This is a genomic window from Limnohabitans sp. 2KL-27, assembly GCF_001269345.1.
GTDB lineage: Bacteria > Pseudomonadota > Gammaproteobacteria > Burkholderiales > Burkholderiaceae_C > Limnohabitans_A.
On sequence record NZ_CXOP01000002.1, the window covers coordinates 1,628,448 to 1,642,264 of the forward strand.

A 13,817-nucleotide genomic window follows, 5' to 3' on the forward strand; every position below is an offset into this window, starting at 1 on the left:
TTCAGACAACAAAAAAGCCGCTGATCATGAATCAACGGCTTGTGCTGTAAATAACTTATCTGATTCGATAAGATTGGTGCCCAGAAGAGGACTCGAACCTCCACGATGTTACTCGCTAGTACCTGAAACTAGTGCGTCTACCAATTCCGCCATCTGGGCGCCTCAGGAATTAAAGGATTGTATATCAAAAAAGTAGCGCCACCCAGCGGCTTGCTGGAAGAAATAGAAGGCAGTGTTCAAGGGCACCGCGATGGTCACGGATTCTTGATCCGTGACAACGGCGAGTCGGACATTTACCTGTCGCCCAATGAAATGCGTGCCGTGTTGCACAAGGACCGCGTTAAGGTGCGCATCGTGCGCCAGGACCGCAAAGGCCGACCCGAGGGCCGCATTGTTGAAATCATCGAGCGTCCTGAGCAGCCCATCATTGGCCGCTTGCTGCATGAAGGCGGCTTGTGGCTGGTGGCGCCCGAGGACAAGCGCTATGGCCAGGATGTGATGATCCCCAAAGGTGCCACCAGCACCGCCAAGCCAGGCCAAGTGGTGGTGGTCGAGTTGACCGAGCCGCCCGCCTTGTTCGGACAGCCTGTGGGCCGGGTGAAAGAGGTGTTGGGCGAAATCGACGACCCGGGCATGGAGATCGAGATCGCTGTGCGCAAGTACAGCGTGCCGCACGAGTTCTCTGCCGAATGCATTGACCAAGCCAAAGGATTGCCCGACAAAGTGCTGCCCAAGGACCGCAAGGACCGGGTGGATTTGCGCGATGTGCCCTTGGTCACGATCGATGGCGAGGATGCACGTGATTTTGACGATGCCGTGTATTGCGAGCCAGCCAAGGTGGGGCGTGGCAAAGGCTGGCGTTTATTGGTCGCGATTGCCGACGTGAGCCACTATGTGCAAACGGGCAGCGCCATCGACATCGACGCCTACGACCGCGCTACCAGTGTGTATTTCCCGCGCCGCGTGATCCCCATGTTGCCGGAAAAGCTGTCCAACGGCCTGTGTTCGCTCAACCCGGATGTGGACCGTTTGTGCATGGTGTGCGACATGCTGGTCAACGCCAAGGGCGATGTGCATGCCTACCAGTTTTACCCCGCGGTGATGCACAGCCATGCTCGCTTTACTTACACCGAAGTCGCGGCCATTTTGGCCAACACCCGTGGACCGGAAGCAGCCAAACGCAAAGCGCGCGTGACCGACCTGATGAACCTGCAGGATGTGTACAAGGCTTTGCTGGCTTCGCGGGCTGTGCGGGGTGCGGTGGACTTTGAAACCACTGAAACGCAAATCGTGTGCGACGAGAGCGGCCGGATCGAAAAAATCGTTCCTCGCGTGCGCAACGAAGCGCACCGCCTCATTGAGGAAGCGATGCTGGCGGCCAACGTCTGCAGCGCCGACTTTATCCAGCAGGGCAAACACCCAGGCTTGTTCCGGGTGCACGAAGGCCCGACAGCCGAGAAAAAAGACATCCTGCGCAATTACCTCAAGGCCCTGGGTTTGGGCATGGGCATCAGCGATGAGCCGCACACCAGCGAGTTTCAGAAAATCGCGCTCGCGACCAAGGACCGCCCGGACGCCCAACAAATCCACACCATGCTGCTGCGCTCCATGCAGCAGGCCATTTACACGCCGGTCAACAGTGGGCACTTTGGTCTCGCTTACGAGGCCTATACCCACTTCACCAGCCCGATCCGGCGCTACCCGGATTTGCTGGTGCACCGGGTCATCAAGGCCATTTTGCTGGACCGCAAATACACGCTGCCAAGCTTGCCCCTGCCCGGCGAGGCGCATGCCAAGCTGAGCAAGCGGCTGGAGAAAAGCCGTGCAGCCAAGGGCGACGCGCCCGAGTCGTCTGCGCCACGGGTGCGCATGTCGGCGGCCGACCAGCGTGCCTGGGAGGCGGCAGGGCTGCATTGCAGCGCCAACGAACGCCGCGCCGATGAGGCCAGTCGGGACGTGGAAGCCTGGCTCAAGTGCAAGTACATGCGTGAGCACTTGGGTGAGGAATACAGCGGTGTGGTGTCGGCAGCCACCAGCTTTGGCATCTTCGTGACTTTGGACACTTTGTATGTCGAGGGGTTGGTCCACATCACCGAGCTGGGCGGTGAGTATTTCCGCTTTGACGAGTTGCGCCAAGAACTGCGTGGTGAGCGAACGGGCATCCGTTACGCCATTGGCAGCCGGGTCCAGGTGCAGGTCAGTCGGGTCGATCTGGATGGGCGAAAAATCGATTTCCGCTTGGTGACACCGGGCGAAGATTTGGTGCCACGTGCCATGCGTGACAAAGGCGTGTCAGCCCCTGCAGAAGGCGGGCGCGACAAGAAGCGTGGCGCGCAGGACCGCCGACAAGCCGACGCTGAGCGCAACCGCTCACCGATCCAAGCCCTCAAGGCTTCGGTGAAAAAAGCAGCCGCCAAGAAAAAAGGCCCGAGGACCACCAAGCCTCGGCGCTGAAGACCGTTCAGGCCAACCGCCTTGCCAGACGGTTGGCGGTGAGCGCCTTCTCTTGTGGCCAGTCATCGGCCACTTGTCCGTGTTGCGCCACGGCAGCGCAGGCTGCACCGAAAGCGCTCAGGCCTTGCGCCATGCGTGCCCCTACCAGTCCGGCCAGCACATCGCCCGTGCCGCCTGTGGCCAGTCTGCCGTTGCCCGAGGTGTTGATGCGCGGCGCATGTCCGGGCGCGGCAATCACGGTGCCCGAACCCTTGAGGATCACGCTGCATTGGAAGCGTTCGGCCAGCTCTTGTGCTGCTTTCAAGCGGTCGTTTTGGACCTGCGCCGTGTTGCAGTCCAGCAGTCGGGCCGCTTCCAATGGGTGGGGTGTGAGGACGGTAGTTAGCGAAGCCCCTTGCAGGTTGGCCCGCTGGCGCAGCGCGTTTTGCAATGGACGGTCTTGCGCCACAGCATTGAGGCCATCGGCGTCCAGCACCAGCTGGGCACTGCGCTGCAGCACTTCGAGCAAGACCGCTTGCACAGCGGTGCCGCCGCCGCAGCCGCACACCACATGCAGTTTTTCAAGCTCGAGCCGATTGAATTCGCGTTGCATCACATCGGGTGGCACGCTGTCGCTGGCCGGTCCGGACAGCAGGCTCAGCATGACGCGCCCAGCACCCGCGTGCAAGGCGGCTGTGGCCGCCAAAATGGCCGCGCCGCTCATGCCCATGCCGTGCGTGGCCAGGCCTTCACCGCCAACCACCGCCACATCGCCATGGCTGCCTTTGTGGCTAGCGTGGGTTTTGGGTGCCGATGCGTATGGGGCATTGAGCCAGGCCAAGGGCGCTAAGTGGTGCTGACTGGGCCGATAGCCCAGGTCTTCGAGCCAAATTTGTCCACTGGCGTCGCGCCCATGCCCCATGAGTAAACCGGCCTGCACCGAGATGAGGCTCAAAGTGTGGTGGGCCTGCACACACAAGCTGCCGCCGCTGTCGCCATCCAGCCACTGGCCCGATTGAGGGTTCAGACCGGTGGGCACGTCGATGGCCAGGACCGGGGCTGCGCAGATTTGCATGGCCTGCACGCAGGCCCGCAAATCGGCGCTCAAGGGCCGCGTGGCACCGATCCCCAAGAGGGCGTCGACGCACAGATCCTGCGCGGCCATGGCGCGCAGCCATTCGGTGGGCACGCCAGAGCGAATGCAGACGCCCGCTTGCTGCGCCCTTTGCAAGGCCGCTTGCGCATCTGCCGGGCTGCGCTCGGATGCTGCGAGGCTGACCACCACGTCTTTGCCCCATTGGTGCAGGTGCAAAGCAGCCTCCAGGCCGTCACCGCCGTTGTTACCCGGACCTGCGGCAACCCAGATGCGCTGGGCATGCGGCGCCACGGCCAGGGCCAGTTGGGCGCAGGCCAGACCCGCGCTTTGCATCAGGGGCGTGGGGCTGAGGGCCTGCAGCGCCGGCTCCAGCTGCCGGATCTGCGCAGGCCCTAGGATGGGCCAAGCGTGTGAGCGGCTGAGGATGCGCATGGGGTCAGTGCTGCTGCAGCAAGGGCTCGAGCAGCAAGGCCAGCTGCAAAATGGTGTCGTCGTGCATGGCTGCGTGCCAGGCCATCAAGCCCACGGGCAGCTCGCCAGGCGCGTGGCAGGGCAAAGAGATGCCGCAGCCGTCGAGAGTGTTGACTGCGCTGGTGTTGCGCAGCAGCAGGCCGTTGACCCGGAAAAACTCGGCATCGCGCTCGGCTCCCGGGGCCACGTCGCTGATGGTGGGGGCGGTGATGGGGGTGGTGGGCGATAGCACGGCGTCGTAACCCACCAGTGCGGCTTCCACGCGGCCAATCCAATGCCGACGTGCCTCAACCAAATCCATGTATTCGTGGGCTTTCATGCCCGAGCCGCGCATCAGCCGTTGCAGGACGCGGGGGTCATAGTGACCGCTTTCGCGCTCGATCAGCGCACGGTGCCAGGCAAAGCCCTCGGCCGGGCTGAAACCGCCGGTGCTCATCATCGGGGCCAACTCGTTCAGCTCAGGCAGGGCGAGTTCGTCGATGCGCGCCCCTGCAGCTTGCAGCGTATTCAGGCTGCGTTGAAAAGCCCGCGTCACGGTCGCGTCCATGCCGTCCTGCATCAGGTGCTTGACCACCGCCAGGCGGAAGCCGAACAGCGGTCGCAGCCCCCGTGGGACTTGTCTGGCCGACAGCACCTCGTGGGCCAAAATCGCGTCGCGCACGGTGCGCGTCATGGCGCAAACGGTGTCGAGCGTGGTGGACAGGGGCAGGGCGCCTTGTGTGGGCACCAGGCGTGCGGTGTTCTTGAAACCCACAATGCCGTTCAAAGCGGCGGGCACCCGGATGGAGCCGCCCGTGTCCGAGCCCAGACCCACGAAGGCGGCACCGGTGGCCACCGACACGGCCGCGCCCGAGCTGGAGCCGCCGGGCACATGGGGCTCACCGGGGGTGCCCACGGCTTGGTCGTGCAACCCGTCCCAGGCGGCAGGTGTGCCGTAGTGCGGGTTGGTGCCCACGCCAGAAAAGGCAAACTCGACCATGTTCGTGCGCCCAATCAGGGCCGCGCCTGCGGCCCGCAAACGCGCCACGGCCAGGCAGTCCGCTGGCGCCGGGGGCTGGTTTTTCAGGACGATCGAGCCCGCTTGGGTGATCTGCCCTTGGACATCAAAAAGGTCTTTGATGGATACCGCCAAACCAGCGAGCGGGGTTTGGACCACTTGGGGTTGGCTGGCCGTTCGCTGCACCGCCTCAGGTGAGAGTTGCATGAATGCGTGGGCGCAGGCTGGGCTTTGCGCCACGGCCAGGCAGGCTTGAGCGGCTTCGAGGGGATGGGTAGATCCAGCCCGGATGGCTTGCCGGGTGGCGATCAGGTCGGCTTTCATGGGGAAGGGACACTTTCGAGTGGGACAGGATGCTATAATCCTAAGGCTTTGCAAAGCCTGAGCGCTGTCTTTTGAGTGTCATGTTCTACATGTCGTCAAACAGTGACCCAGGTCAAGCGAAGTTCATCCGCGAATCCGTCCCGACAAGGTGTTGCGCGCAGTGTTTGAGATGCTGTGTGCGATCAGTGGATCGGATTTTAGACCCAACCTTTGGAGTATTTTTATGTCTGTCACCATGCGCGAAATGCTGGAAGCCGGTGTCCACTTCGGTCACCAAACCCGCTTCTGGAACCCCAAGATGGCCCCGTTCATCTTTGGTCACCGCAACAAAATCCACATCATCAACCTGGAAAAATCGCTGCCGATGTTCCAGGATGCGATCAAGTTCGCCAAGCAGTTGTCTGCCAACCGCGGCACCATCTTGATGGTCGGCACCAAGCGCCAAGCCCGTGAAACGGTTGCTGCAGAAGCCCAGCGCGCCGGCGTGCCTTTCGTCGACCAGCGTTGGTTGGGCGGCATGCTGACCAACTTCAAGACCGTCAAGACCTCGATCAAGCGTCTGAAGGACATGAAGGCTCAGCAAGAAGTTGGCTTGGACAGTCTGAGCAAAAAAGAACAACTGATGTTCAAGCGCGAGATGGAAAAGCTCGAGAAAGACATCGGCGGCATCCAAGACATGGCGGCCTTGCCCGATGCTATTTTTGTGATCGACGTCGGTTACCACAAAATTGCCATCTCGGAAGCCAAAAAATTGGGTATCCCATTGATTGGTGTGGTGGACTCCAACCACTCGCCCGAAGGCATCGACTACATCATTCCTGGTAACGACGACTCGGCCAAGGCCGTGGCTTTGTACGCCCGTGGCATCGCCGACGCGATCATCGAAGGCCGCGCCAATGCGGTCAACGATGTGATCAAGGCCGTCACCGAAGGCGCTGATGAATTCGTCGAAGAAGCCAACGCTTCTGCCTGAGTTCCCAAGACTCGATGAAAGGGGCTTTGTGGCCCCTTTTTTTTAATCTGACTTTTAGACTGAATACGGAGAAATCAAATGGCTGCAATTACCGCAAGCATGGTCGCTGAACTGCGCGCAAAAACCGACGCTCCCATGATGGAGTGCAAAAAAGCCTTGACCGAAGCCGAAGGCGACATGGCCAAAGCCGAAGAACTGCTTCGCGTCAAGCTGGGCACCAAGGCTGGCAAAGCCGCTTCCCGCGTGACCGCCGAAGGCGTGGTGACCAGCTTCGTGAGCGGCACCACTGGCGCCATGATCGAAGTCAACTGCGAAACCGACTTCGTGACCAAGAACGACAGCTTCCTGGCTTTGGCCAACGCCGCCGCCAAGTTGGTGGCCGAGCACAACCCCGCCGATATCGCTGCCTTGGGCGAGTTGCCTTACAGCCAGGACGGTTTTGGCCCTACTTTGGAAGAAGTGCGCAAGGGCCTGATCGGCAAGATCGGCGAGAACATGAGCTTCCGCCGCTTCAAGCGTGCTTCCGGTGGCGCCAAGATTGCCAACTACCTGCACGGCACCCGCATCGGCGTGTTGGTCGAATTTGAAGGCGATGAAATTGCTGCCAAAGACGTCGCCATGCACGTGGCCGCGATGAAGCCTGTGTCCTTGACCAGCGCCGAAGTGCCTGCCGAGTTGATTGAAAAAGAGCGCTCGGTTGCCGCGGCCAAGGCTGCCGAGTCCGGCAAGCCCGCTGACATCGTCACCAAAATGGTGGAGGGTTCGGTTCAGAAGTACCTCAAAGAGGTGTCGTTGTTCAACCAGTCTTTCGTCAAGAACGACAAGCAGACCGTCGAGCAGATGCTCAAGGCCGCAGGCACCACCGTCAAGGCATTCACCCTGTATGTGGTCGGCGAAGGCATTGAGAAAAAGGTGGACGACTTCGCCGCCGAAGTGGCCGCCCAAGTGGCTGCGGCCCAAGGCGCAGCCTGAGTTCACGCCCCAGCTGATTTGCCAACCCATTGTCCCCATTGAACCCCAAGGAGCACCTCATGTCTTCAGCCAAGCCAGCCTTTAAGCGAATTTTGCTCAAGCTGTCCGGCGAGGCCTTGATGGGGGACGATGCCTTTGGCATCAACCGTGCCACCATCGTGCGCATGGCCGAAGAGATCGCCGAGATCAACCGTCTGGGCGTTCAGGTCGCTGTGGTCATTGGTGGGGGCAACATCTTCCGCGGTGTGGCAGGGGGTGCTGTGGGCATGGACCGTGCCACGGCCGATTACATGGGCATGCTGGCCACCGTGATGAACTCCTTGGCCTTGGCCGACGCCTTGGACAAGGCCGGTCTGACGGCCCGTGTCATGTCGGCCATCGGCATCGACCAAGTGGTTGAGCCCTATGTGCGCCCCAAGGCTTTGCAATACCTCGAAGAGGGCAAGGTCGTGGTGTTTGCGGCGGGCACTGGCAATCCGTTTTTCACGACCGATACGGCGGCTGCTTTGCGCGGTGCCGAAATCGGTGCCGAGATGGTGCTCAAGGCCACCAAGGTCGATGGTGTTTACACGGCCGATCCTAAAAAAGACCCTTCTGCCACGCGTTACAGTGAAATCAGCTTCGACGAGGCCATTTCGCGCAATCTGGGCATCATGGACGCCACGGCTTTTGCCTTGTGCCGCGACCAGAAACTGCCGATCAAGGTGTTTTCGATCATCAAGAACGGTGCTTTGAAGCGCGTGGTGCTGGGTGAGGACGAAGGCACCCTGGTTTATGCTTGAGCCCGTTCTGACGAGGAGAACCCCCATGACCATTGCTGACATCAAGAAAACAACCGAAACCAAAATGGACCAGTCCATTGCGGCCTTCAAAAACAATTTGACCAAGATTCGCACAGGGCGTGCCAATCCGGCACTGCTCGACACCATCCATGTCGATTACTACGGCTCCCTGGTGCCTTTGTCGCAAGTGGCCAATGTGTCCTTGATGGATGCCCGTACCATCAGCGTTCAGCCTTGGGAAAAAGGCATGGGGGCCAAGATCGAGAAGGCCATTCGTGAAAGCGATTTGGGCCTGAACCCTGCTTCCATGGGCGATTTGATCCGCGTGCCGATGCCTCCCATGAGCGAAGAGCGCCGCAAGGAAATGACCAAGCTGGCCCGCACCGAAGGTGAAAACAGCAAGATCGCCATCCGCAATTTGCGCCGCGATGCCAATGAGTCGGTTAAAAAGCTGGTCAAGGACAAGGAAGTGTCCGAGGACGATCAAAAACGTGCCGAGGCCGATGTCCAGAAACTGACCGACAAACGCATGACCGAGATTGACCAGCTGGTGACAGCCAAAGAACAAGAAATCATGGCTGTGTGAGTTGGAGTCTGGCGCCGTGGCTTTGCACGGCCTGTAAGGCCGCCCCTTGGCGGCCTTTTTTATGGAGAATCTGTGCTCAAACAACGCATCATCACCGCCTTGGTCCTGTTGGCCTTGCTGCTGCCTGCTTTGTTTGCGGCCCATCCTTGGCCATTTATGGCGCTCACACTGCTCCTTATCACTGCAGGCGCTTGGGAGTGGGGGCGACTCAATGGCTTGACCGCTGCCCGGACTTGGTTGGGGGCCTTGCTTTGCCTGCTGGCATGCGGTGCGGCCATACAAATGGGCTGGGTTCAACGCACGCCGCCATGGGTGTGGCTGATGGCGGGTGCCCTGTGGGTCTTGCTGGGCAGTTGGATGATTCAGCGTGGGGTGCCCGGCTGGGCACGGTGGCCACGCTTTGTCCGCTGGCTGGGCGGGATCGCGCTGCTGACCCTGGCTTGGCTGGCGATGGCGCAAGCGCATCAAAGGGGCGTGAACTTTCTCTTGTCGGTTTTGGTTCTGGTCTGGGCAGCCGATGTTTTTGCTTATTTTTTCGGCAAGGCCCTCGGCGGCCGTTGGATCAAGACCAAGCTGGCCGCCAGCATCAGTCCCGGCAAGAGTTGGGAAGGAGCTTTCGGCGGCATATTCGGGGTCTTGTGTGTGGCCGGCCTCTGGGTCGAAGTGGACCGACGCTGGGCTTTGTCGGATCTGAGTTTTTATTCCTTGTTGTGGGCCCAAGGTTGGTGGGTGACTTTGCCGGCATTGTTCTTCATGTCCGCCATGAGTGTGGTGGGCGATTTGGTGGAGTCCTTGGTCAAGCGCAGTGCGGGCATGAAAGACAGTTCCGGCCTGCTGCCGGGCCACGGGGGTGTGCTGGACCGCGTGGACGCCTTGCTGCCAACACTGCCTTTGGCGATGATGCTGATTGATTGGATTTGAAATGAGAGTGGATCACATGCAAACCCTCCAGCGGATCACCATCCTGGGCTCTACAGGCTCCATTGGCAAGAGCACTTTGGATGTTTTGGCGCGACACCCGCAGCAGTTTGCGGTGTACGCCTTGACCGCATCGACCCAAGTGGATCTGATGCTGGCCCAGTGCGCGCAGTTCAAACCCGAAGTGGCGGTCATGGTCGATGAGGGCGCGGCAGGTGTTTTGGCAGACAAGCTCAAGGCCGAGGGCTTGCGCACCGAAGTGCGCTGGGGTGCTGCTGCGCTGGACGAGGTGGCCTGTGCCCCTCAAGTGGATGCCGTCATGGCCGCCATCGTGGGTGCCGCAGGCTTGTCCTCTTGTTTGGCTGCCGCACGTTCCGGCAAGAAGCTCCTATTGGCCAACAAAGAAGCCTTGGTGGTGGGCGGCGAGGTCTTTTTGTCGGCCGTTCGCGAGGGGGGGGCGGTATTGTTGCCGATTGACAGCGAGCATTCGGCGATTTTCCAGTCCTTGCCCGAGGACCCTGCCACCTGGCAGCGGCGTGTCCACAAAATCATCCTGACCGCTTCGGGTGGGCCATTTCGCGGGCGAGAGCCCGGGAGCCTGAAGGATGTCACGCCGGAGCAGGCATGCGCCCACCCCAATTGGGTGATGGGGCGCAAAATATCAGTGGATTCCGCGACCATGATGAACAAGGCCCTCGAAGTCATCGAGGCACGGTATTTGTTTGGATTGGCACCTGAGCAATTGGAGGTGGTGATTCACCCGCAAAGCGTGATCCATTCCATGGTCCAGTACAAAGACAACTCGGTGGTGGCCCAGTTGGGCACGCCCGACATGCGGGTACCCATCGCCTACGGCTTGAGCTGGCCGGAGCGCATGGTCTCAGGGGCTTCGGCGCTCGACTTCCATACTTTGGCCGCCATGACGTTTGAGTCCATGGATGGGCATGGTCATCCGGAGCGTTTTCCAGGCTTGAAGCTGGCTTGGGCCACCCTCCAGGGTGCCCCCGGCAGTTGTGCGGTGCTCAATGCCGCCAACGAAATCGCGGTGGACGCTTTCTTGAACCGTCGCATTCGATTTGATCAAATTCACCATGTGAACGAGGCGACCCTCAACGCTGTGCACAGCATTCCACCCGAGAATCTGGCGGACTTGCTGGCCATTGACCGCCAAAGTCGCGACGCTGCTCGGCAAGTGCTTGGCAAACTGGCGTGAGGGTTGCCATCCCTTGGGCGCTGGCCTCGCAAGCCGCTTAGCGGGGTGTATCATCAAAACTTCACGGTGCAGACCACTGTGACCGCGTTTTCAGGCGAAAATGCTGCGTTGTTCGCCCTTGGCGTGCAGATCTGCTTTTTTCAAATGGGTTAAGGCTCGGGTGGTCCACGCACCTCAGGCCGTTGATCTTTTTATGGTTGTTCCATGAATTTTTTTGACATTCGTTCACGCCTTCAACCTGCCGCATGGATGCTGGCCGCCAGTTTGATGGCTTGCATGCCCGCCTGGGCTGTTGACCCCTTCATCGTGAGAGACATCCGAGTGGAAGGTTTGCAGCGAATCGAATCCGGCACCGTATTTGCCTCATTGCCGCTGCGCGTGGGTGATCAATATTCGGACGAAAAAGGCGCAGCCGCCATTCGCGCCTTGTTTGCTTTGGGCTTGTTCAAGGACGTGCGCCTTGAAACCGAAGGCGATGTGCTGGTGGTGGTGGTGGAAGAGCGGCCTTCGGTGGCCACGGTCGAGTTCATCGGTCTCAAAGAGTTCGACAAGGATGTATTGCTCAAAGCCTTGAGGGAAGTCGGTCTGGCGGAAGGGCGTCCTTACGACAAAGCCCTGGCCGACAAGGCCGAGCAAGAACTCAAGCGACAGTACATCAACCGCAGTTTGTACGGTGCTGAAGTGGTCAGCACGACCACGCCCTTGGACCGCAATCGCGTGAATTTGAGTTTCACCATCACCGAAGGCGGCCCGGCAAAGATCAAGCAAATCCAGATTGTGGGCAACAAGGCATTCACCGAGTCTGACCTGCGCGACCAGTTCAATCTGGACACGGGCGGTTGGATGAGTTGGTACACCAAGTCAGACCGCTATGCACGCAACAAGCTCAACGCCGACCTGGAAGCGCTGCGTTCCTTTTATTTGGCCCGTGGTTTTCTGGAGTTCCGGATTGACTCCACCCAGGTGGCCATGTCGCCCGACAAGCAGGAAATGGCCATCACGATCAACGTGACCGAGGGGGAGCGCTTTGTCGTTTCGGGGGTGAAGCTCGAAGGCAACTACCTCGACAAGGACGATGAATTCAAGGCGCTGGTCAAGATTGGTGTGGGCAAGCCCTACAACGCCGAAACCGTTGCCGAGACTACCAAGGCCTTCACCGATTATTTTGGTAAGTTTGGGTTTGCCTTTGCCAAAGTCGAAGCCAAGCCGGAAATTGACCGCCAGAACAACCGTGTTCAGTTTGTGCTGCAGGCCGAGCCTTCACGACGGGCTTACATCAGGCGCATTTTGGTCTCTGGCAACAACCGTACTCGTGACGAAGTGATCCGCCGTGAGTTTCGCCAGTTCGAAGCGGCGTGGTACGACGGCGACAAAATTCGCCTGTCCCGCGATCGTGTTGACCGCTTGGGCTTTTTCACGGACGTGAACGTGGAAACCGTCGAAATCCCGGGCACCCCCGACCAAGTCGATTTGATGTTCACCGTGGCCGAAAAGCCAACCGGCAGCATTTCTTTGGGAGCGGGTTTTTCTTCGGCCGAAAAGGTGACCTTGAGTTTTGGTGTCCGCCAGGAAAACGCGTTCGGTTCGGGCAACTATTTGGCCGTTGAAGTCAACACCAGCAAATACAACCGCAACCTGGTTCTGAGCACGACGGATCCGTACTTCACGCAAAACGGTATTTCCCGCACGATCGATGTCTTTCAACGCACCACCCGCCCTTATTTGGGCGACATCAATTCCTACAGCCTGATCAACTCGGGCTTGGGCCTGCGTTTCGGGGTGCCTGTGACCGAGACCGACACGGTTTTTGTGGGTGCCAATGCTGAGCAGACCCAAATCAAGGCAGGAACAGGCTTGCCCGATCCGTACACGGAGTACGCGGATCAATTTGGCGCCACCAGCACCGCTATCCCGCTGACATTGGGGTGGGCCAGGGATGGGCGAGACAGCGCCTTGGTTCCGACCAAGGGCACATTCCAGCGCTTCAATGCGGATTTGAGCTTCGCAGGCGACGTGCGTTATTTCCGCAGCAACTACCAATACCAGCAGTATTTTCCGCTGAGCAAGAAATACACCTTGGCCTTGAATGCTGATTTGGGGTGGGGCCAAGGCCTGAGCGGTCAGCCATTCCCCATTTTCAAGAATTTCTTCGTGGGTGGTTTGGGCAGTGTGCGCGGCTTTGAGCAATCGACTTTGGGGCCTTCAAGAGCGACCAGCTCATCGAACTCGGCACTTGTTTATTTGGGAGGGCCGAAGAAAATCGTTTTGAATGCCGAATTCATGGTGCCCTTTCCCGGTGCGGGCAACGACAAAACCCTGCGTTTGTTTGGCTTCACAGACATCGGCCGAGCCTTTGGCGACAATGAAAAAATCTCGCTCGGTGATCTGCGTGCCTCTGCCGGTATCGGCCTGAGCTGGATCTCTCCCATGGGCCCTTTGCGCTTCTCTTATGCGATGCCCATTCGCCAAGAGACAAGCGATAAAATCCAGAAATTCCAATTCCAGATCGGAACCTCTTTCTAATGAAAACGATTCGCAAGAACCTTCTCGTCGCACTGCTGGTTGGTGCATCGGCTTTCACCGGCTGGGTGCAGGCGCAGGATTTCAAAATCGGTATCGTCAACACCGACCGAATTTTGCGTGATTCGAACGTGGCCAAGGCAGCTCAGGCCAAGTTGGAGTCTGAGTTTCTAAAGCGCGAAAAAGACCTCAATGACGCCATCAACTCTTTCAAGGCTGCGGCTGAAAAGTTCGAGCGCGATGCGCCCACCTTGTCCGAAGCCCAGCGGGTGGCCAAGCAAAAGCAGCTGATCGAGCAGGACCGTGACTTGAAGCGTCGTCAGCGTGAGTTCCAAGAGGATTTGGGTGCCCGCAAGAACGAAGAAAACCAGATGCTGTTCGAAAAAGCCGGACGTGCTGTCAAGCAAGTGGCCGAGTCCGAGAAGTACGACCTGGTTTTGCAGGACGCGGCCTACTTCAATCCCAAGCACGACATCACAGAAAAAGTCATCAAGGCCCTCAACGCCTCGGTGGGTAAATAACAGGCGCGCAG

11 protein-coding genes and 1 tRNA gene are annotated in these 13,817 nt (G+C 59.4%); 9 read left to right on the forward strand and 3 right to left on the reverse strand.

Annotation, left to right across the window (positions count from 1 at the left end):
- Positions 1 to 74 precede the first annotated feature (74 nt).
- Positions 75 to 159, reverse strand: a tRNA-Leu gene (locus tag LHAB_RS10685).
- Positions 160 to 177: 18 nt separating this feature from the next.
- On the opposite strand from LHAB_RS10685, the gene rnr reads away from it, so the two are divergent.
- Positions 178 to 2,454 carry a ribonuclease R gene (gene rnr, locus LHAB_RS10690; RefSeq protein WP_090046152.1) on the forward strand — a complete coding sequence of 759 codons (2,277 nt, stop codon included), beginning with the start codon at positions 178 to 180 and terminating at the stop codon, positions 2,452 to 2,454.
- Between the two features lie 7 nt (positions 2,455 to 2,461).
- On the opposite strand, the gene LHAB_RS10695 is transcribed toward rnr, so the two are convergent.
- Both LHAB_RS10695 and LHAB_RS10700 read right to left on the reverse strand, forming a co-directional pair.
- On the reverse strand, positions 2,462 to 3,961 hold the full coding sequence (locus tag LHAB_RS10695; protein WP_090046155.1) for an NAD(P)H-hydrate dehydratase: 1,500 nt from the start codon (positions 3,959 to 3,961) through the stop codon (positions 2,462 to 2,464).
- A gap of 4 nt (positions 3,962 to 3,965) precedes the next feature.
- Positions 3,966 to 5,321, reverse strand: coding sequence for an amidase (locus tag LHAB_RS10700; RefSeq protein WP_090046157.1), 1,356 nt, complete (start codon positions 5,319 to 5,321; stop codon positions 3,966 to 3,968).
- 223 nt (positions 5,322 to 5,544) lie between these two features.
- On the opposite strand from LHAB_RS10700, the gene rpsB reads away from it, so the two are divergent.
- From rpsB to LHAB_RS10740, 8 genes are all read left to right on the forward strand, one after another.
- On the forward strand, positions 5,545 to 6,294 hold the full coding sequence (gene rpsB / locus LHAB_RS10705) for a 30S ribosomal protein S2 (protein ID WP_090046160.1): 750 nt from the start codon (positions 5,545 to 5,547) through the stop codon (positions 6,292 to 6,294).
- A gap of 78 nt (positions 6,295 to 6,372) precedes the next feature.
- Positions 6,373 to 7,266 carry a translation elongation factor Ts gene (gene tsf / locus LHAB_RS10710; protein ID WP_090046162.1) on the forward strand — a complete coding sequence of 298 codons (894 nt, stop codon included), beginning with the start codon at positions 6,373 to 6,375 and terminating at the stop codon, positions 7,264 to 7,266.
- Positions 7,267 to 7,325: 59 nt separating this feature from the next.
- A complete protein-coding gene (pyrH, locus tag LHAB_RS10715) occupies positions 7,326 to 8,048 on the forward strand; it encodes a UMP kinase (protein WP_090046164.1) in 723 nt (240 codons plus the stop codon).
- Positions 8,049 to 8,073: 25 nt separating this feature from the next.
- On the forward strand, positions 8,074 to 8,634 hold the full coding sequence (gene frr / locus LHAB_RS10720) for a ribosome recycling factor (RefSeq protein ID WP_090046167.1): 561 nt from the start codon (positions 8,074 to 8,076) through the stop codon (positions 8,632 to 8,634).
- Positions 8,635 to 8,706: 72 nt separating this feature from the next.
- Positions 8,707 to 9,555: a phosphatidate cytidylyltransferase gene (locus LHAB_RS10725; protein ID WP_090046169.1), complete on the forward strand. Its 849-nt coding sequence runs from the start codon at positions 8,707 to 8,709 to the stop codon at positions 9,553 to 9,555.
- Positions 9,556 to 9,571: 16 nt separating this feature from the next.
- Positions 9,572 to 10,765: a 1-deoxy-D-xylulose-5-phosphate reductoisomerase gene (gene ispC, locus LHAB_RS10730; protein WP_090046171.1), complete on the forward strand. Its 1,194-nt coding sequence runs from the start codon at positions 9,572 to 9,574 to the stop codon at positions 10,763 to 10,765.
- 204 nt (positions 10,766 to 10,969) lie between these two features.
- Complete coding sequence (gene bamA, locus LHAB_RS10735; protein WP_090046174.1) at positions 10,970 to 13,288, forward strand: outer membrane protein assembly factor BamA; 2,319 nt, start codon at positions 10,970 to 10,972, stop codon at positions 13,286 to 13,288.
- Positions 13,288 to 13,806, forward strand: coding sequence for an OmpH/Skp family outer membrane protein (locus LHAB_RS10740; RefSeq protein ID WP_090046177.1), 519 nt, complete (start codon positions 13,288 to 13,290; stop codon positions 13,804 to 13,806). Before bamA ends, LHAB_RS10740 begins: the two co-directional genes overlap by 1 nt.
- Positions 13,807 to 13,817 lie beyond the last annotated feature (11 nt).